21 protein-coding genes are annotated in these 19,227 nt (G+C 43.3%); 5 read left to right on the plus strand and 16 right to left on the minus strand.

The genetic code is table 11. The features are described 5' to 3' along the window. From MKY14_RS07145 to MKY14_RS07155, 3 genes are all read right to left on the minus strand, one after another. Nucleotides 1–1,557, minus strand: coding sequence for a TerB N-terminal domain-containing protein (locus tag MKY14_RS07145; RefSeq protein WP_340976107.1), 1,557 nt, complete (start codon nt 1,555–1,557; stop codon nt 1–3). 185 nt (nt 1,558–1,742) lie between these two features. Then, nucleotides 1,743–2,945, minus strand: a complete 1,203-nt coding sequence (locus tag MKY14_RS07150) for an MFS transporter (RefSeq protein WP_036677382.1) — start codon at nt 2,943–2,945, stop codon at nt 1,743–1,745. 90 nt (nt 2,946–3,035) lie between these two features. Next, the gene (locus MKY14_RS07155) at nt 3,036–3,803 is read right to left on the minus strand and encodes a DUF1836 domain-containing protein (protein WP_036676915.1); all 768 of its coding nucleotides are present in this window, start codon (nt 3,801–3,803) and stop codon (nt 3,036–3,038) included. Between the two features lie 114 nt (nt 3,804–3,917). On the opposite strand from MKY14_RS07155, the gene MKY14_RS07160 reads away from it, so the two are divergent. Next, on the plus strand, nt 3,918–5,228 hold the full coding sequence (locus tag MKY14_RS07160) for a hemolysin family protein (protein ID WP_076126650.1): 1,311 nt from the start codon (nt 3,918–3,920) through the stop codon (nt 5,226–5,228). 49 nt (nt 5,229–5,277) lie between these two features. On the opposite strand, the gene MKY14_RS07165 is transcribed toward MKY14_RS07160, so the two are convergent. From MKY14_RS07165 to MKY14_RS07175, 3 genes are read right to left on the minus strand one after another with little or no spacing between them, the layout of a single operon-like run. Continuing rightward, nucleotides 5,278–5,811 (minus strand): GNAT family N-acetyltransferase, encoded by a 534-nt coding sequence (locus MKY14_RS07165; protein ID WP_340976108.1) that lies wholly within the window; start codon nt 5,809–5,811, stop codon nt 5,278–5,280. A 24-nt stretch (nt 5,812–5,835) separates the two neighbouring features. Beyond that, nucleotides 5,836–6,264, minus strand: coding sequence for a GNAT family N-acetyltransferase (locus tag MKY14_RS07170; RefSeq protein WP_076184843.1), 429 nt, complete (start codon nt 6,262–6,264; stop codon nt 5,836–5,838). A 25-nt stretch (nt 6,265–6,289) separates the two neighbouring features. Further along, nucleotides 6,290–6,643 (minus strand): VOC family protein, encoded by a 354-nt coding sequence (locus tag MKY14_RS07175; protein ID WP_036677380.1) that lies wholly within the window; start codon nt 6,641–6,643, stop codon nt 6,290–6,292. Between the two features lie 191 nt (nt 6,644–6,834). On the opposite strand from MKY14_RS07175, the gene MKY14_RS07180 reads away from it, so the two are divergent. After that, complete coding sequence (locus MKY14_RS07180; protein ID WP_340977028.1) at nt 6,835–8,151, plus strand: TrkH family potassium uptake protein; 1,317 nt, start codon at nt 6,835–6,837, stop codon at nt 8,149–8,151. Between the two features lie 54 nt (nt 8,152–8,205). On the opposite strand, the gene MKY14_RS07185 is transcribed toward MKY14_RS07180, so the two are convergent. Further along, a complete protein-coding gene (locus MKY14_RS07185) occupies nt 8,206–8,484 on the minus strand; it encodes a hypothetical protein (protein ID WP_076126655.1) in 279 nt (92 codons plus the stop codon). Nucleotides 8,485–8,662: 178 nt separating this feature from the next. Here MKY14_RS07185 and MKY14_RS07190 point away from each other — a divergent pair, with 178 nt between their 5' ends. The 3 genes from MKY14_RS07190 (at nt 8,663) to MKY14_RS07200 (ending at nt 11,579) form a co-directional block, all read left to right on the plus strand. Further along, nucleotides 8,663–9,895 (plus strand): aminopeptidase, encoded by a 1,233-nt coding sequence (locus tag MKY14_RS07190; protein WP_036676902.1) that lies wholly within the window; start codon nt 8,663–8,665, stop codon nt 9,893–9,895. A gap of 44 nt (nt 9,896–9,939) precedes the next feature. Then, on the plus strand, nt 9,940–11,169 hold the full coding sequence (locus tag MKY14_RS07195; protein WP_076126659.1) for an aminopeptidase: 1,230 nt from the start codon (nt 9,940–9,942) through the stop codon (nt 11,167–11,169). A 227-nt stretch (nt 11,170–11,396) separates the two neighbouring features. Beyond that, nucleotides 11,397–11,579 carry a hypothetical protein gene (locus tag MKY14_RS07200; RefSeq protein WP_076126661.1) on the plus strand — a complete coding sequence of 61 codons (183 nt, stop codon included), beginning with the start codon at nt 11,397–11,399 and terminating at the stop codon, nt 11,577–11,579. Between the two features lie 74 nt (nt 11,580–11,653). Here the strand turns inward: MKY14_RS07200 and MKY14_RS07205 are convergent, their stop codons facing one another. From MKY14_RS07205 to pstC, 9 genes are all read right to left on the minus strand, one after another. Beyond that, nucleotides 11,654–12,346 carry an AlkZ-related protein gene (locus MKY14_RS07205; RefSeq protein ID WP_339168005.1) on the minus strand — a complete coding sequence of 231 codons (693 nt, stop codon included), beginning with the start codon at nt 12,344–12,346 and terminating at the stop codon, nt 11,654–11,656. A 30-nt stretch (nt 12,347–12,376) separates the two neighbouring features. After that, complete coding sequence (locus MKY14_RS07210; RefSeq protein WP_076190237.1) at nt 12,377–12,949, minus strand: TetR/AcrR family transcriptional regulator; 573 nt, start codon at nt 12,947–12,949, stop codon at nt 12,377–12,379. Then, nucleotides 12,950–13,666, minus strand: a complete 717-nt coding sequence (locus tag MKY14_RS07215; protein ID WP_339168008.1) for an MBL fold metallo-hydrolase — start codon at nt 13,664–13,666, stop codon at nt 12,950–12,952. It lies immediately after the preceding gene. An 84-nt stretch (nt 13,667–13,750) separates the two neighbouring features. Then, nucleotides 13,751–14,218 (minus strand): DUF6773 family protein, encoded by a 468-nt coding sequence (locus MKY14_RS07220; RefSeq protein WP_340976112.1) that lies wholly within the window; start codon nt 14,216–14,218, stop codon nt 13,751–13,753. A 2-nt stretch (nt 14,219–14,220) separates the two neighbouring features. Continuing rightward, nucleotides 14,221–14,424, minus strand: coding sequence for a helix-turn-helix transcriptional regulator (locus MKY14_RS07225; RefSeq protein WP_036676881.1), 204 nt, complete (start codon nt 14,422–14,424; stop codon nt 14,221–14,223). A gap of 1,319 nt (nt 14,425–15,743) precedes the next feature. Further along, nucleotides 15,744–16,346, minus strand: coding sequence for a nitroreductase family protein (locus MKY14_RS07230; protein ID WP_076099095.1), 603 nt, complete (start codon nt 16,344–16,346; stop codon nt 15,744–15,746). A 223-nt stretch (nt 16,347–16,569) separates the two neighbouring features. Next, on the minus strand, nt 16,570–17,346 hold the full coding sequence (gene pstB, locus MKY14_RS07235; protein ID WP_036687516.1) for a phosphate ABC transporter ATP-binding protein PstB: 777 nt from the start codon (nt 17,344–17,346) through the stop codon (nt 16,570–16,572). Between the two features lie 38 nt (nt 17,347–17,384). Further along, nucleotides 17,385–18,281: a phosphate ABC transporter permease PstA gene (gene pstA, locus MKY14_RS07240; protein WP_036687518.1), complete on the minus strand. Its 897-nt coding sequence runs from the start codon at nt 18,279–18,281 to the stop codon at nt 17,385–17,387. Then, entirely contained in the window at nt 18,278–19,180 is a 903-nt protein-coding gene (pstC, locus tag MKY14_RS07245; protein WP_036687519.1) for a phosphate ABC transporter permease subunit PstC, read from the minus strand. Before pstC ends, pstA begins: the two co-directional genes overlap by 4 nt. Between the last annotated feature and the right edge of the window lie 47 nt (nt 19,181–19,227).

The raw sequence follows: 19,227 nt of genomic DNA on the forward strand, positions 1-19,227 counted from the left end.
TTAAATATTGCGCAGCATAGAGATATATTCCTCAACAATGTCTTCCCCCTCAATGATCAGATCACCAAGAATGTCCATTGCGATCTCATTAATCTCATCAATTAGAAGCTCTGACATCGTGCCATTAGCAGCAGCCAGCTTCAGTAAAGCTTGACTTCCATTCTCATCCAAAAGAGCAAGCAGTGCTTCCCGTTGTAGTGGACTTAAAGCATTGGCAAACTGTTCTGCCTCCGATCCTATGCTAACCGCTTGAGCTTCTTCAATCACCTCTACAGGCAACAATTCTTCCTTACTATCTTGTATTGGATCGATTTCACCGATAGTTGCTTCGAGCTCGCTAGCCTCGTAATCTTGCTCGTCCATATTCTCAACCGTAAGCATTGTCCGTACAATTTCAGAATCACTTTGCAGGCGTTCTAGCTTCTCAGGATCTATGACGACTGTCGGCCCTTTGTCTTCCTGCGTCTCTTTAAGGTACTCACGCTTTAGAAAACGAGTGATCAAATCGTCCATATCGGCATCTACATTAATACCTTTAAGTCGTCCGCGGTAGCCCATCAGTTCCCGGAGTTTATTCTCAGTCAGACGAAATAGCCTTGTAATCAGACTGCGAAGTGGTGGAGATTTACTAATACGTACAACCGGTATAAGAACAGAATAGCCATATAATGAAATATCATATACGGCACTACGGAATAAATAACGCTCCCGCATCACCGCTGGTCCTGGCGGAAACATTTCCACTAGATTGGAGCCGTGTTTCCGGGTGACATAAGCATTAATTAACGCCACGACCTGCGGAATGTATTGTTCAAGAGCCTCATTGCCTTCTCCGATGTAGAACTTGGATTTACTAATATCATAGTCCGACATTGCCGTTAATACTGCGAAGGTTAGCTGCTCAGGAGCAGTCGTCAGTCCTCTCATTAATTCAAGTTCCGCCAGATCCCCAGCAAGACCACGTGAACGAGCCACAATGATAGAAAGCGGGACATCCAAATGATGTACAAAAGAGAAGTCCGCGATCCAGCCGCCAAGATATTGATCCAAACGTTTATAACTTTCCCGGTAAGCTTCCCAGATCAGATTTAGCTGCCTATAGCCATCATTAGGGTCAGTCCACCCCACGCCATTAATAAGCTCATATACATGCAGAAAAATATAAGAAAGATCTGTTTTCAGATATCTGCCTTGTCTAACTTCATTCCGCCAATAAAAATACCATCTGCTTTGCGTGCCTGTCATATGGCCATATGTAGGCCAGTAACTCTTAAAAGGAATAAAAAGCGCTGAGTCCTCAGTTTTTTCAACTAATTCCTTCGCTCTTGTTACGAACTGCCCTTCGGTGGTAGTCGCAGGCTCCGGCGTTTCCATCTCTGTATCCCAAAGCTGCAGCTGTAATGAAGGTTCAGGGGTTGAATTTGTTTTGCCATTATTCTTAGAAGATGACTTAGGCAGCGCAGGTTCAGGGGAATTTCGCGGCGGAATCGGTACATTTTGTTCCGTACTTTCCCAGACTAATTCTGTGAAATGCGGCTGTTTCCTATCTTTACTCATGTGCGATCGCTCCGTCCTTATAAATAAGGATTAATGTAAAAAAACGGTCCTGTTCACAACTGTGAAGGAACCGTTTTGTTCTTACGTGAATAGTGGTCATCCATACAGGACGACAACATCGTTTCTTCTTGATATTTTAGCATTGTTGATAGATTAACATCAAGTATGTAATGCAGAATCTCACTTTAGAGAAGCTCGGTTCCCTTTGTTTCTTTGCCAAGGAACAATACCGCTAATGCACCGATAATAATCGTTACAAAAAATAGCATAAAGATCGAGCCAATCGCCATAGATTTACCTACTAGAACCCCTACCAGCAAAGGTGCGATAATGCCCCCAATCCGGCCAAAGGAAGTTGCTAAACCAGCGCCTGTGGAACGAATAGCCGTTGGGTACAGCTCTGGCGTATAAGCATACATACCACCCCAAGCGCCAAGATTGAAGAAGGATAAACAAATTCCTGCAGCCATCAGCATGCCTTCAGTAGTCGCATTTCCGAACCATGCAGCGCTAACTGCAGTGAACAGCATATAGATGACTAGGACAAATTTACGTCCGAACTTTTCAATAAAGTAAGCGGCAGTAAAATATCCAGGCAGCTGAGCGAGCGTCATAATAAGCACATACTCGAAGCTTTTGACCAAGCTGAAGCCTTTAAGTACCATAACTGTAGGCAGCCATAGAAACATGCCATAATACGAGAACACCACCGTAAACCATAAAATCCACAACATAATTGTAGAACGGCGATATTCTGGCGACCATACGGTAGCGATTCGTTTCTTTAAGGAAACGGGTGCCTTTTTAATCTCAGCAAATTTCGGTGAATCATCAATCGCCCGTCTTAGATATAAAGCGTAGAGTGCAGGTACAGCCCCAATTCCGAAAGCTATACGCCAGCCATAATCAGGGATAATGAAGAACGCGATTAATGCCGAAGCAATCCAACCGACTGCCCAAAAGCTCTCCAAAAGCACAACCGCACGGCCTCTCTCCTGAGCAGGCATGCTCTCTGAGACCAAGGTAGAAGCGACAGGCAGCTCACCGCCAAGTCCAAACCCCGCGATAAAACGAAGCACACAGAGGATCGCAAAGCCTGTTGCAAATGCAGATAATCCGCTTGCCGCCGAGAAAATAAGGAGTGTCCACAGCAATACCGGTTTACGGCCAAAGCGGTCTGCTAATATCCCTGCCGCTGCAGCACCTACTGCCATACCGACGGAATTAATACTAGTCAATATACCGATCTGCTCCGGTCCCAGATTCCAATCCTTAGCTAAAGCTGCTACAACAAAAGAAATCATTCCGACGTCCATCGCATCGAACATCCAGCTCAAGCCAGCGCTGAAGAGTAATTTCCTTTGTTTCGGATTCCGCAGCAGTGTCATTTGATTCACATCGAAGCCCCCTTATTTCAACCTGTTAACCAATAAACTTACTTTTGATTGTTTCACTTATACATTTTAAAATTGAAGTGCTCAAAAATCAAGAAATAAAGCAGCATTAAAGTATTGTCTAGCCAGCGATTGAAAATAACAGGTCTGCACAGAAATTGTGGCGATAAGCAGCATATTACGAACGGATTCTCTCTGCGCTCTCGATAAATGTGTCAGCCGGTTAATTACACGATCTATAGAGCTTTTTAACGAGGTATCTTCTTTCCAAGAGAACTCCTTGTGCAACACTTGATCTACTTTACATTGCGTCTGAATCGATGGATTGCTTTTGATCTCCTCAAAAAGCCCTGCATAGGCGTAATACAGCTTGGCCGGTTCAATTAGATCATCATCATCGCGATCCGGCTTTAGGAACATTAGCTGGAACAGTTGGCGGATACTTTCAAAGTTAAGAGCGGATTTGAGATCATCGATAATAAACAAAAGCGCCGCCTGATTAACCGAATATTTCTTTCCTTCTTTAGGCGAACCGAGATATTCCTTGAAGTCGCGCTTGACCCAATTTTGCATAGCTGTGACGGTCAATGTGGAATACTCTATAAGATGGCCCAATGAAGCAATTTCACCAAGTGAAAAGCCTTTTACATGGCCACCTTTAATGATCTTTTGTAATATGGGTGGAACATTGGTTGATAAAAAAGCGGGTAACGAAGTCCCCTTTTGTAATTCTTCACGGTGAAACTTTGCCCATGCCTCTTGGAGGATATTCAGCGGTTTCCGGTCTGACAATCCGGTCAATGAGAGCAGTAGACTGGACATCTCCACACGAGTCAATGCAAATGATTCCATATCTGTTTCCCTCCACCATTTGATATTTTACTGAAAAGTTCGTAGAATAGTTCATAAGAACTCATAATAATGAGTATAACCTATTTTAGGAACGAAAGGGATGGTAAAGATTATATGGGTATAGGACTTAGTTTGACGTTGGTGGTTATTTTGATTATTTTAACCGCTTTTTTTGTAGCAACAGAATTTGCATTGGTGAGACTTAGAGGTAGCCAGATCAGTCAAATGGTGCTTGACGGAAAGAAGAATGCCTTGGCAGTACAGAAGGTATCCGCTAATCTTGATGGCTATTTATCCGCTTGTCAGCTCGGGATTACTATCACTGCGCTGGGTATTGGTGCACTGGCAGAGCCTGCATTCGAACAGTTATTGCTTCCTATTTTCGACTGGGCCAATATCAGTTCTAGTGTGAGTCACCCTCTTGCGTTTTTACTCGCATTCATCATTGCAACATTCTTGCACGTCGTTGTCGGAGAACTTGCTCCGAAGACGGCAGCTATAAACATTCCGGAAAAAATCGGTCAAATTACTTCACCGCTGATTATTTGGTTCTACAGAATTTTGTACCCTCTCATTTGGTTCATGAACGGTTCCGCTAATATGCTTGTTCGTCTTTTTGGGATGAAACCAGCTAGTGAGCATGGAGACGCGCATAGTGAAGATGAGATTCGTTTGATCCTGTCCGAGAGTTACGAAAGCGGGAAAATCAATAAAGCCGAATATGGCTATGTTAACCGAATCTTTACTTTTGATGAGATGCTCGCCAAAGAAATCATGGTTCCGCGAACCGATATGGTATGTCTTTTCACCAATCATTCGTTGAAAGAAAATTTCGAAATTATCCGCAAGGAGCAATATACTCGTTTCCCTGTGGCACAAGGCAGCAAGGATAATATTATCGGAATGATCAACACGAAACAGCTCTATTTGCAGTATGATAACAATCCTGATTTTGATTTTCATAGCTTAATTCAACCCGTACTGACAGTATCTGAGGTGACACCGGTCAAGAATCTTCTAACTCGTATGCAGTTGGAGCGTGTGCATATTGCCTTGCTGCTTGATGAATATGGTGGAACATCCGGTCTCATCACGATTGAAGATATTTTGGAAGAAATCGTTGGTGAAATCCGTGACGAGTTTGACGGTGATGAACGCAGAGAAGTCGAAAAAATAAGCGATACCAACTATCTGTTCGACGGTAAGGTATCTCTGTTAGAGGTCAAGGATCTTACAGGGCTTGATTTCGAAGATGAAGAAGTGACCACAGTTGGAGGCTGGGTATACAGTCATATCGCAGATCCAGCCATTGGCAAAAGTATTGTTCGTGACCATGTAACATTGACCATCCGCGAGATGAACAGATACCGTGTCCGCAAGGTTGAAGTTGTTATCGAACAATCAAGCAACACTGAATCATCATAAATCACGAAATCATAACCTTTATTCATAAAAAAAGGATAGGGTCATCAGATTAAATCTGACACTCTATCCTTTTTTCTTTTTGGAGAATTTTGCTCATATAATACTCATCCACCCACTTACCATCGACAATAAGAGATTTCCGCTTCGTCCCTTCGATTTCAAACCCGCTCTTGGTATACAGCCCCAAAGCAGCTTGATTATGGGTCATGACGGATAACTCAAGACGAACAATCCCATTGTTCATAGCCCAGATGTCCATCTCACGGAACAGGCCAGCCCCAATCCCATTCCCTTGATATTGTTTCTGAATCCCAATCACTATGTACGCGCTATGTCTATTGCGTCTAACACTTCCACCTCTAACAGACAAGTAACCTGCCAAATGATCGTCAATCTCTGCCCCTATAAGAATTGAAGTTTCTGCTGCCAGAAAGCTTTCGAGCATTTCTTTGACCTGACAAAGACTAGCTTGTCTTTCATCCGGTTCCAATAACATAAATTTGGACTCTTGGTCTAACTGATGCTGAAGTCGAAGCAATTCACCTGCATCCTCCGGCACCAGTTCTCTAAGTGTAACCATCATATCATCACTTCCAATCGTAAATAACTATAAGTACTTCTTGAATACCTTGCTGGAGCTGCTATCATAACCAAGAATTTCGTAGAAACGATGCGCTTCTTCTCTCTTTGCAGCACTTGATAACATAATTTTAAGGGCTCCCTTGGAGATTGCTACATTCTCCGCATGTCTCATTAGCATTGCGCCATACCCTTTTCCTCGTACTTTTTCAGCCACAATGACTCTTTCTATGACAGCAAAGGGCCTATCGTCACACAAAGCATCCATACAAAAATGAAGATGTAACGACCCGACAATTGTTTCTTGTTCTTCGCACACATATAGAAAACTCTCCGGATGATCTGCTATCTGCTTCAGCCGCTCAGGAGATACATGAATAGCTGGATGCTCAGGCAGCAAAATCCGATAAAGTTCTTCAATGAAGGTAGCGTCTTCGGGCACTGCTTCTCTTATCATTCGTCTACTCCCTTCTATACAACGATTAACAACGACAGACCATGATCACATTTCCATCGGGATCTTTAAAATTAAACCAATGATCATGCTCAATATCCGTGAGAATCTCTCCTCCGTTGGCCTTTACATAATCATAAGCAGCATCAATATCCTCGGTGTTAAGATGAAACGAAGGGATGTTTAGAACAGATTCAGCGGTGTAAATCTTACTGTCCAAAACGATGCCCGGTCCCTGCATAGGGACTACATATAAATGACCGAATAATACCTCTCCATCTAATGGGAGTCCAAGCAATTGGCAATACCATTGTTTTGATTTCTCAATATCCTTTACCGGAATAAAAACAGCACCAATCTGATTCAGAATCGGACTTATCATCATTAAGAAAGCCTCCTCTTTTAAGTTGACGGATAGGGTGTTATTCTAGAATAATTCGATAAAATATGTCAATTACCTCCCTCCATTTAGGGAAGGGCTGGTAAGTTGTGTTATAATTCTGTGAGCATTACTCCAATATCACGTACGTCAGGAGAATTACATTGGCTAACCTGAACTTCGGTGGTTTTAAAATGACCCCGCCCAAAGTTTTATCACTAGGATTCTTAATCCTTATCACTGCCGGGACTTTTCTGCTTAGTCTCCCGGTCTCCTCAACATCCGGACAAATATCCTTTATCGATGCCTTATTTATGGCGACTTCAGCCACTTGTGTAACAGGCCTTGCGGTCATTGATACGGGAACTCAGCTAACTACCTTCGGACAAGTTGTTCTACTCATTTTATTTCAAATCGGAGGATTAGGCTTTGTAACGATGGCTACTTTGATTACCTTGGTCCTTAATAAACGGATATCCTTGAAAGAGCGAATCCTTTTGCAAGAATCCATGAACCAAAATTCGATGCAGGGAATTGTACTCTTAATCCGTAGAGTCCTGATCTATTCTCTTGTTATTCAGCTGTCGGGGGCCGTGTTGTTTGCTGGAAGGTTTTTGATGGATATGCCCTTTGGGAAAGCAGCATATTATGGGATTTTTCACAGTATATCTATCTTTAATAATGCAGGCTTTGATCTCTTCGGTGATATTCATGGGCCGTTTAGCGGACTTACTCGTTTTGTAAATGATCCCATTGTTAACTTCACCTCAATGAGTCTCATATTTCTTGGAGGCATTGGTTTTATCGTTCTGTCTGATCTTATGGACTTTCCTAAACGCAGAAGACTCACTCTTCATTCAAAGGTTGTTCTTTGGACTTCTCTTATATTGATTGTTATTGGTGCGGGGCTGTTTTTTTTACTGGAGTTTAATTCTACGCTGAAGCCCTTGAGTACAAGCGGAAAGTTTTGGGCGACCTTTTTACAAGCGGTAACTCCGCGATCTGGTGGTGTCACCACCATTGAAGTTCCACTTTTACGGCAATCCACACAATTTCTGATGATTCTATTGATGTTTATCGGAGCTGCACCTGGGTCGACGGGTGGAGGAATCAAGATCACTACATTCGCCGTACTGGTTACTGCAGTAGCTGCGCGATTACGGGGGAAAGAAGATATTGTAATGTTCCGCCACCGGATCGCTAAAGAAAATGTATATAGAGCCCTTACTATTACATTAATGTCTCTTATGCTGCTTGTCATCGCTACGATGTTATTATCCTTAACCGAGAGCGCTGAATTTCTAACTGTACTTTTTGAAGCAGTATCTGCTTTTGGAACCTCAGGCTTATCTATGGGCCTTACTCCGGAACTGACTACGGCAGGAAAGGTTCTAGTGATTATCCTGATGTTTATGGGCCGGACCGGACCACTTACACTTGCTTATGCTTTGAAACCAAAAGGTAGTAAAGAACTGTACCGTTACCCAGAAGGTAAGATAACGATTGGATAATCATGATATGGCCAGCGGCTACCAGATAATGCCGCTGGCGTCATATCAATAATATTATTGTTCTTCCACGATTTCTTGTTGATCAAGTGCAGCATCCAGCAACTGGTTGTACACATCATCGTTATTCTCCAGCAATGCATCCGTTTCTAAGAACTGTTCCTCGCTCCCAGGCTCACCCGCAAAGCTTAGACTGTAATCCCATTCCGTTCCTCTTGTACTGAAGAAAGTAATTTCATATGGAGCCTTATGATTTTCGAGAGTGAATACAGTCCTCCCTACATAACTTTTATCTTCTTTACGGCTCATTTCAGCACTTACGATCTCTAAATTCATCCACTTATCTTCCTTCCTATCATCAAATCAGCTACCCTTTCAGTATATCATTGAAATGAATGTAATTCCTTCTCTTTGCACTGTAAATTCCACGTAATTGACTTTTTTCATCCGGCGGTTAATAATTTAGTACAATGCTTGTAAAGTACTAAACTATTAGTAAATGGAGGAAATTACAATGACTGATTTTCAGGCTAAGCTTAGTAAATATGCAGATTTAGCTGTACAAATAGGTGTTAATGTTCAACCCGGGCAAATTCTAGTGGTGAATGCACCGATTCTTGCCGCTGATTTCGTACGTCTAATTACCGCTAAGGCATATGCTATCGGAGCAAGTTTAGTTAAGGTGAACTGGAGTGATGCAAGCATTACACGCCAACAGTTTGAACACGCTGCACCAGAGGTATTCACTCAGCCTCCTACTTGGTACGCAGGTGAAATGACTGAATTCGCCGAAAAAGGTGCGGCTATCCTTAACGTGATCGCTGAAGATCCTGATGCACTTAAAGGTATTGATCCAGTACGTATCTCCAATTTTCAAAAAGTACGAGGAGCTGCCCTCACCAAATATCGTGAAATGCAAATGTCCGACAAAGTGAGCTGGAGTATTGTAGCTGTTCCCTGTCAAGCTTGGGCGGATAAAGTATTCCCTGAGGTTCCAGCCGAAGAACGTGTAGATAAACTCTGGGAAGCCATTTTCCACACTGTGCGTCTTGACCGTGAAGATCCAGTAGCTGCATGGCAGGAGCATCTTGACACCTTGGAGCAAAAAGCGAATGTACTCAACGCAAAAAAATATAAAAAGCTGCATTACATAGCACCTGGCACTGACCTTAGCATCGAGCTTCCTGAAGGCCATATCTGGGCACAAGGAGACAGCATTAATGCAAAAGGTCATTCTTTTGTAGCCAATATGCCTACCGAAGAAGTCTTCACTGCACCACTAAAGACTGGTGTTAATGGCACTGTAAGAAGTACAAAGCCACTTAGTCATGGCGGCAACATCATCGATGGCTTCTCTATTAGCTTTGAGAACGGCCGTATTATAAGTGTTACTGCTGAGCAAGGTCAAGAAGCGCTAGAGCACCTCATTAGCATGGATGAAGGAGCGAAATACTTAGGGGAGGTTGCCTTGGTTCCTCATAAATCCCCTATTTCTGAATCCAACATTCTTTATTACAACACATTGTTTGACGAAAATGCTTCTAATCACCTTGCTATAGGTATGGCTTATGCCTTCTGTTTAGAAGGCGGTAAAGACATGAATCCAGAGCAGTTAATTGAGCATGGCCTCAACAATAGTGTAACCCATGTGGATTTCATGATCGGGTCAGCTGAGATGAACATTTACGGGATAACTGCTGATGGAACTGAAGAACCTGTCTTCCTGAATGGAAACTGGGCGTTCTAATTTAAGCACACAAGAGATACAGGATATTGGGAGGAATAGAAACTATGTTGGATTTCAAGCAAAAGCTGGAGAATTACGCATTGCTGGCCGTGAAGATTGGCGTTAATATTCAACCGGGTCAGACACTCGTTGTGAATGCAGATATTGTATCCGCAGAGCTTGTGCGACTTGTGGTTCGCAAAGCCTATGAAGCCGGCGCGAGACTTGTAAAGGTGAATTATAGTGATGAAGTTGTATTACGTACACGTTATGATCTTGCTCCATCTGATTCCTTCCTGGAGCCGCCGCAGTGGCAAGCCGATGAATTAGAGGATCTTGCTAAAAAGGGAGCCGCATTTCTAACCATTATCTCCGCTGACCCAGATCTTTTAAAAGGCGTTGAACCGGGAAGAATTGCCGATAATCAACGTATTTCTGGGCAGACCCTAGCACCTTATCGTGAGTACTTAATGGGGAATCATGCGAGCTGGAGCGGCCTTGCCTTCCCATCAGCCTCTTGGGCAGCAAAAGTGTTCCCTGACGCTCCATCAGAGCAGCAGGTTGAACTATTATGGGACGCCATCTTTAAAGCCACACGTGCGGATCAGGAAGATCCTATTGAAGCATGGAGCCGCCATTTAGATGGACTCAAAACTCGTTGCGCTTCCTTGAATGAAAGTAAGTTTCGCAAGCTGCACTATACAGCACCTGGTACAGATTTAACTATTGAGTTGCCGGAAGGACACATCTGGTGTCAGGCAGGAGCTGTGAACGGTAAGGGCGTCCCTTTCCTAGCCAACATTCCAACGGAAGAAGTGTTTACTGCCCCTCTGAAGTCTGGTATTAATGGTAAAGTGAGCAGCACTAAGCCACTTAGCTACGGCGGCAATCTAATCAATAACTTCACGCTGACCTTTGAGAACGGTAAAGTGATTGATTTTACTGCTGAAGAAGGCGCAGAAACTCTGGCATCACTAATCGCACTGGATGAAGGCTCTTCCTATCTTGGTGAAGTTGCTTTGGTGCCTTTCCACTCTCCGATTTCTGAGAGCGGTATTCTTTATTACACTACGTTGTATGATGAGAATGCCTCCTGTCATTTGGCTTTAGGTGCAGCTTATGCCTTCACAATTCAAGAAGGAATTACGATGACTAAAGAACAGCTGTTGGAAAAAGGAATGAATCAAAGCCATACCCATGTTGACTTTATGATGGGCTCACCTGAAATGAATATTGACGGAATTAACGATGATGGAACAACAGTACCTATCTTCCGTAATGGGGATTGGGCTTAAGGCTTAAACAACACCCGTTAGATCCTAGATAGAACCAACTTCAAACAACCCGCTTAGCTCTCTAATTAGAGAGTAAGCGGGTTGTTTTTGTTTTAACAGCAACATTTCAGGTGGTAAGATGCCCAAATTTGAATAAAAGTTCAATATTTGTTCACACTATTGTTGATTTCCGTTCACAAATATGTCACAATACAGTTAAGGATTGAATTTCCAAGGAGGGGATTATCATGTTGAGAGACCCAGTATCCAAAGAAGTTGACAGCCTCGAAGAAGAACAGCTAGAAATTCAACCACCGGTAGATTCAAGAATTGTTGCATCTAATGCTATTAAATACACTGCCTATGTTATGCTGCTTTTTGGATTCTTGTATTTCCTGATTGCTTACTTGGCGCCTATGTTGGAACCTTAATGTGATGGATATAATTTTATTGGAAAACGCTTACGGTTAATCACTCTCTATGGAGCAGTGATTAACCGTTTTTATTAATTCCATGAGAATGCTTTGTTTGTCCAAGCTATTGCTGTTGGCGACCATACCCCGTTCATCTTCGTTTGTATCCAAGCTACGGCCTCTTCTCTATCCCCTTCAAAAGCGGATAAACCGTTATCTGACATCCAGTGACTGACCGTCTCGAACGAGGTGCTGCTCCAACCATTTACATCACCTTCATCATTCAGGCGTTGGTTGATGCCTGAGATCACCATATCTAACGATCCTTGCAGCTCAGTAACCGCGTTATCGAAGGCTGTTTTCTTTTCTTTTGCCTTCATATCAGCCTCTGCCCGAAGTTTACGTGTATCAATGCCTTCATGTTCACGAACAATCTGCAGTAAGGTCACAGCTTCTTTACTAGCCAACCCATCCTTATACCGCTCTTCAATAGATTTGGTACTGCCTACTGCTGCTACAAATGCCGGGAACCACTCCCTTGAGACCAAAATAGCCTTTTTCTTAATAAACTTTCCGTATCCTGCAAGGCCCTCACCTGGAAACTGCGCACGCCATGACCACGGATCTAAATCTGTCCCAGTATGCCAATTCTCGGGCTTAGTCAAGCCGTTTAAAGACGGGTGCCCGGGAATCAGCGCAGCAAGCGGTAAAATCCCCAATTTCGCAATAATCTCTGCTGTTTCCCCATAAGTGGTGACACTACCTTGTTCATATTCCTGACCCATTTGTTCATCATCTCCTAGATCTAATCTAATTTAATCTGATTTCATATTTCCAATTCCGGTTATAAAAGTGCTAATCAAGCGGGTTAGACTCTCGTTAGTATCGAGCGCCATACCAAATCCACCCTTTTGCTCCAAAGAGGCGAATCCATGTAGGATACTCCGTAATCCCCTTACGGCATGAAGTTCTCCTTCTTCACCTAATTGATAACTCTTCATCACCTGAATTATAAACTGCAAAATATGCTCACCAGCCGCTTCAAGCTCCGTGTTCTCCTGTTCAGGCGCTCGTAGTGTAGTCTCATACAAACCTGGTCTACTTCTAGCAAAATCCACATATGCTCGGCCCATCGCGTGTACAGCAGCATCTCCATTTAATCCCTCAGCTGCGTTCGACATGCATGTAAATAATAACTCTAAACCGTAAATGGCGAGCCCAGTCCGCAAATCCTGCAGGCCATTTATATGGTTATATAGTGACGGGGAACGAACACCTAGTTTAGCTGCTAGTGCAGCCAAGGTAACAGCTTCTATACCTTCAGCATCGGCAATTTCTGCTGCTCTAATCACTAGCGTGTGACGATCTAATCCTGCTCTAGGTGACATTTAATTACTCCTATCCTGAATCATTTGTGCCTTACGTATGGCTTTCTCCATCTCCTGCTTTGGCGCTTTAAGTAAGTTGCCGTGACCCACAGCAAGTAAAGCTGGAGATAACTCTAGAAGCTTAATCGCACTATTCAGAGCTTGAGCTTTATTCCATGTAGCCATTGCTGGAAAAGGAAACAGGGGGATGATGGTTCCTGCCACCGCAGTTCCCCGGAAGGTCTGAAGAGCATCCCCCACGATTACAGCACCGCTGCGTGAATCAAGGAAAGACATAGAGCCGGGGGTATGTCCTGGAGTGTGAATCGCTGATAATGAGCCAATGGTATCCCCTTCGTGGAGAAGGACGTCTGGCTTGGTAGCTATCTTCTTCGGCACGCCTCCCTTAATAGGGGTCTGAGGTTCTCCTTCCCGAAGTGAACGATCTCCATGAAGTAATGCCGAATCTCGCTCAGAGATGTACACCTGAGCCTCTGGACGTTGCTTTTTCAGTCCATCCAGTGCCCCAATATGATCATCATGCGCATGCGTTAAGATTATGCGTGTAAGCTTCTTATTTAGCTTCGCCTCAGTCTCCATAATTCCTTTTAGACTAAATGGCATAGCGGCATCTATTAAAGTCAATCCATCGTTTTCCTCAATAATGTAACAATTCACTGGAAAAAAATTAGGCATCCAAGTCAACTGCAATAAATGACCTTCACGTGTTACTCTCATCCTTACCCCTCCGATAAACTAATGGTATTAGCTTAAATATAAACTAATGACATTAGTTTTGCAAGAAGTGGTTATCTTTAATCTTTAATTCTCAATGTTCTTGTCAGCATTTTTGTTGGATTTATTAATTATGTACCACATCGCCCAAGTGACCCCTATGAAAAAAACAACCGACCCCACGAGAGTACTCGATATATTTTTTCTAATATCCACTTCTCCCGCTTCTCTAAAATCAAGCAAAAATGTTAGCGTGGCCCAAATAATCGTGCTGATAACTCCCGATATTAAATGAATCTTCTTAAACCGTCTGAGTTCTCCATCCTTACTCGGCAGCAGGTATGTCCCATCTTTGACACAACGAACGGTAACATACAAGCAACCTAACAGCATAATCCCAAAAGTATCAACCCAATATTTGATGTCCCACTCCAGGATAAATACTTTTACCAAAAGGCTAATCATAAATCCCACTAACACAATCAACAATCCGTGCGTACTAAACTTCTGAATTTCTGTGATAATTCGTTCATCTTTAATCTTTGGCCCTTTCACAACTAATCCTCCCAAAAAATATCGTTTAATGACGTATCCAACGCCTTGCAGATGGCTATGCACAGCTTAATCGTCGGGTTATAGTTACCAGCTTCAATCAAGCCGATCGTCTGCCGTGTAACCCCTACAACTTCCGCTAACTGTTCTTGGGAAAGATTCTTTTGGATCCTAGCCAGCTTCAACTTGATGTTTTTGTTCTCTCCCACTCCATAACCCCTTTTAATGTTTGTCATGCATTCCATTTTCCACCATTGTAATCTATATCGGTCATTATGTACATTATATATTGCATTTAATTGGTGGGATCAACGTTTGACTTTAGGATCGACGTGTCATATTAGGGGCAACGTTTCATATTAAGATCAACGTTTCATATTAGGATCCAGACTTCATTTTCCATTCCCTCTCCGTCAGGAAATACTTTCTCCCCACCGTTGGATCAAATGGTGAAGAGTGATTGTAACTGAGTCCATAGCCAGTCAGCTGCGATGCCTAACTCGCCGCCTTTGCTAGTATGTAAGTACACTTTTGCCAATATTTCGGACTCAGATGACCTTATTATGCAAATTCGAGTGTTTTCTGCGGGGCATCGGACTCAATTGCAGCTATTTACTCAAAACCACACAGATTCTGCGCCGTTACAAGGTAATAAGAGCTATGCGGTCCGATACATCTGCAAAATGACTCAAAAAGCTCAAATAGCTGTTATACGGTCCGTAACATACTGAGGGTCTTTAGTTAGTTTGGGTAGTTTAGGTTAGTTTGGAGTTAGTTCACTTATTCGCCGTTGCATCGGACTGAGGAGTCCTTATTTCGTAGATTTGCAGCTAATTGACGTGCTATCGGACCCAGTTGCAGCTATTTACTCATAACCACACCAATTCTGCACAGTTACAAGGTAATAAGAGCTATGCGGTCCGATAGATCGGCAAAATGACTCAAAAAGCTCAAATAGCTGCAATACAGTCCGTAACATACTGAGGGTCTTTAGTTAGTTTGGGTAGTTTGGAGTTAGTTCACATATTCGCCGTTGCATCGGACTGAGGAGTCCTTATTTCGTAGATTTGCAGCTAATTGACGTGCTATCGGACCCAGTTGCAGCTATTTACTCATAACCACACCAATTCTGCACAGTTACATGGTAATAAGAGCTATGCGGTCCGATAGATCGGCAAAGTGACTCAAAAAGCTCAAATAGCTGCAATACAGTCCGATACGGAGATCAGTAGGAAGCCCGCAGAAGGTCAATAGGAGTTCACTAGGAAGCCACTAGGAGATCAGTAGGAAGCCCGCAGAAGGTCAATAGGAGATCACTATGAAGTAAGTAGAAGGTTGAGCCACATCAGCAGAGGAACCGGCAGCGAAACGTGATCAGCACCCAGTAGCCCTCCCCCCCACCCGACTACGGCTAGTCAAAGCAACAAAAAAAGCATCCCTAAGGATACTTTTGATCTTTCGATGCTTATGATCTTTCGATCTTTTTGATCTTTCGCCGCTCTTAATATACGAATGCCTTCGACTTTCCTTATTCCACTACGCCATTCTCTGGATAGAAGTCTACGATCTTCAGCAGCTCCGAAGCGTCTGTGCGTGGACGGCTGTCAGGTACAGTCTCCGGATATCCGGCATGGATCATGGCTACAATTTTTTCGCCGGGCTTCACACCAATTTTAGTGCGGAATTCAGGGTTGTTGATGTATGGATCAGTCTTCCAAATTGTCCCTACACCTTGCTCCCAAGCTGCGAGCTGGAAGTTCTGTACAAGTGCGGACGCTGCTGCAAAATCCTCGTCCCACTCTCTCTGCCGAGGATCTTCAGGCATCACTACGATTACTGTTAATGGAATATTCGAGATATATTCTTTACGTTTAGCAGCCACTTCTGGATCAGCTATAGCACGTTTTACAAAAGCAAATGCAGATTCAGCTAGGAATTTCGAACCTTCCCCTTGAAAGGCAATAAATCTCCACGGCTCACGCACACCATGATTCGGTGCCCATACCGCTACATTTAATAATTCCTCTAAAAGGCCTTGTGGAAGTGGATCTTTTTTAAAAAGCTTAATCGAGCGTCGTTCTTTTATTATTTCGGCCACACTATTCTGTTGAGTCTGTTGAGATTGCGTCATAAGATCCACTCCCTAATATATTAATAATGATAATCATTATCACAAATGATACAGCATCTTTCTACCTTTTGCAAATAACAGGTAACCATTCGAATCACAGTTAATTTCATATAAAAACAACCGATATACTTCGCAGAAACTTTCGGATGTTATTGTTTCTCTGCATATTAACTTTTGAATTCACAAAAAAAACACCGTTCCTGAAGGAACGATGTTCACAGCTTCAGCCGAATCGGCCCATGATATATTCTTGCGTCATTTGATTCTCTGGATTAGTAAAGACTTTATCCGTCTTATCATATTCGACAAGGGAGCCTAGATAAAAGTATGCGGTATAATCAGAGATCCGAGCTGCCTGCTGCATATTATGTGTCACAATAACGATGCGAAGCTCTTCTTTTAACTCCTTGATTAGCTCCTCTACTTTACCTGTGGAGACCGGGTCTAGAGCTGATGCTGGTTCGTCCAAGAGCAGAATTTGCGGGTTAACCGACAACGCTCTAGCAATACAAAGACGCTGCTGTTGTCCACCGGAAAGTGCAAGCGCTGAATCTTTTAAACGATCCTTTACCTCATCCCACAATGCTGCTTTGCGAAGACTGCTCTCAACAATCTCATCAAGAGCCTTTTTACCTTTAATGCCATGATACTTAGGTCCAAAAGCGATGTTATCGTAAATCGATTTATAGAACGGATTTGGCTTTTGCCATACCATCCCGATCTTCTGACGCAGCTTAATCACATCCGTACCCGGAGCATTAATATCCACTCCATCAATCCAGATGCTTCCTTTTGTTTTTGAGCCAGAAATTTCGTCATTCATCCGGTTCAAAGAACGAAGAAAAGTTGATTTACCGCAGCCGGAGGGGCCGATCAGTGCAGTAACCGTATTTTCAGCAAATGGAAGGCTTATCCCCTTTACTGCCTCATATGTTCCGTAAAAAATACTCAGGTCTTCGGTTTGAAAAGATTCACGCACTGCTGTTGCCGACGTTCCCATCGATTACTCCTCCTACATCTCTACTTTAATTTGTATGATTAGTTCATTCTTTTTGAAGCTGTAAGCTTACGATAAATAAATCTTCCGAAATAACGTGCTGCCAGATTGAAGATTAACACCATAATTACAAGCACCGCCGAAGCTCCCGCAGCAATTTGTGCAGCGTCTGGAGCTAGACCTTCACTGTTGACCTTCCAAATGTGGACAGCCAGCGTTTCCGCTGGACGGAAGGGATTCAGTGGTGAATTCGCACTAAGTGGATTCCAGTTGGTGAAATCCAATCTTGGACTACTCATCCCTGCTGTGAACATCAACGCAGCTGCTTCCCCAAAGACACGGCCAGCGGACAAGATAGTACCTGTAATAATTGTAGGTAATGCTACCGGAAACAACACCGAGGTAACAATTTTCCACTTGGACAATCCTAGTGCAAAACCAGCCTCTTTTTGTTGTTTTGGAACACTACGGAAAGCTTGCTCTGTAATCCGCACCATCAGCGGTAGATTAAAGACCGTCAATGCCAGCGCACCGGAGATTAAGGAGAAGCCCAGATTGAAATAGTTAACAATCAGCAATAGACCAAACAAGCCGACTACGATGGAAGGGAAAGATGACAACACTTCAACAATCAAGCGAATAAAGCCGGTAATCTTACCGGGACGAGCATATTCCGCCATATAAATACCGGCACCCAGTCCAAGCGGAACTGTAATAATAAGTGTCAGTACTAACAGGAATAAGGAGTTAAATAGCTGCGGTCCGATCCCTCCACCTGCTCGAATTTTTTGCGGTGCGGAGAAAAGAAAATCCCAACTGATATGGCTTAAGCCTCTAAAGAGGATATATCCCAAAAGTCCAAGTAGAATGGCAACGATGAGCATCGCGAAAAATACAATAAGACTGGTGGCAATTTTATTTACGGTTCTCGGCTTCAAATTTTATTTCTCCTTTCAAGCATTCTCACAAAGAAGACAAATACGAAAGTCATCAGCATGAGAACCAGTGCCATACTCCACAGTGCATTATTGTGAGGTGAGCCCATGGTCGTGTTCCCCATACCGAGTGTGATCACACTGGTCAAGGTAGAAGCTGACTCAAAGAGTGATTTTGGTACGAATGGCGCGTTCCCGATAACCATTTGTACAGCGAGCGCTTCACCGAAAGCACGAGCCATTCCCAATACAATCCCTGTCATTATGGCAGGAAAGGTTGTTGGAATAATCACCCGCGAAATCGTCTGCCACCGGGTGGCACCAAGCGCATAGGAAGATTCTTTTAAGTTTTGCGGCAATGAAGCCAGCGCGTCTGCAGCCACGCTTGTAATCGTCGGAAGAATCATTACCGAGAGCACAAGCGCGCCTGCAGCTACCCCGATGCCTTGGCCCGGCAGGTTGTTGCGTAGAAACGGTACAATTACACTTAATCCGATGAAACCATATACTACCGAAGGAATCCCTGCCAAAAGCTCAATAACAGGTTGAAGTAATTTTTTGCCCCACCCTGGAACAATCTCAGTCATAAATAACGCAGCGCATAAGCTAAGTGGACTAGCAATCAATGCGGCAAGCAAAGTAACCAGGAAGGAACCCGAGATAAATGGAAAAGCTCCGAAGGAAGGCGTATCCGCTTCAGGCGACCACTTTGTACCGAAGAGAAATTCAGAAACTGTAGCATTGCCACTTGTGAAGGTTGAAATTCCTTTAGACGCTACAAAATATACCATCGATACAATGATTGTTATCAACAGTAATACACAGAAGGACATATAAGTACGTCCAACAAAATCTTCAATATGATGTTTTTCGAATCGTGAGTTCTTTAGTTTCACCCTCAATTGCTCCCTCTTTCTAAAGTGAAAAGAGAGGCAGATGTATCCGCCTC

Origin of the sequence: Paenibacillus sp. FSL R5-0887 (assembly GCF_038002305.1) — a bacterium.
Classification (GTDB): domain Bacteria; phylum Bacillota; class Bacilli; order Paenibacillales; family Paenibacillaceae; genus Paenibacillus_AQ; species Paenibacillus_AQ odorifer.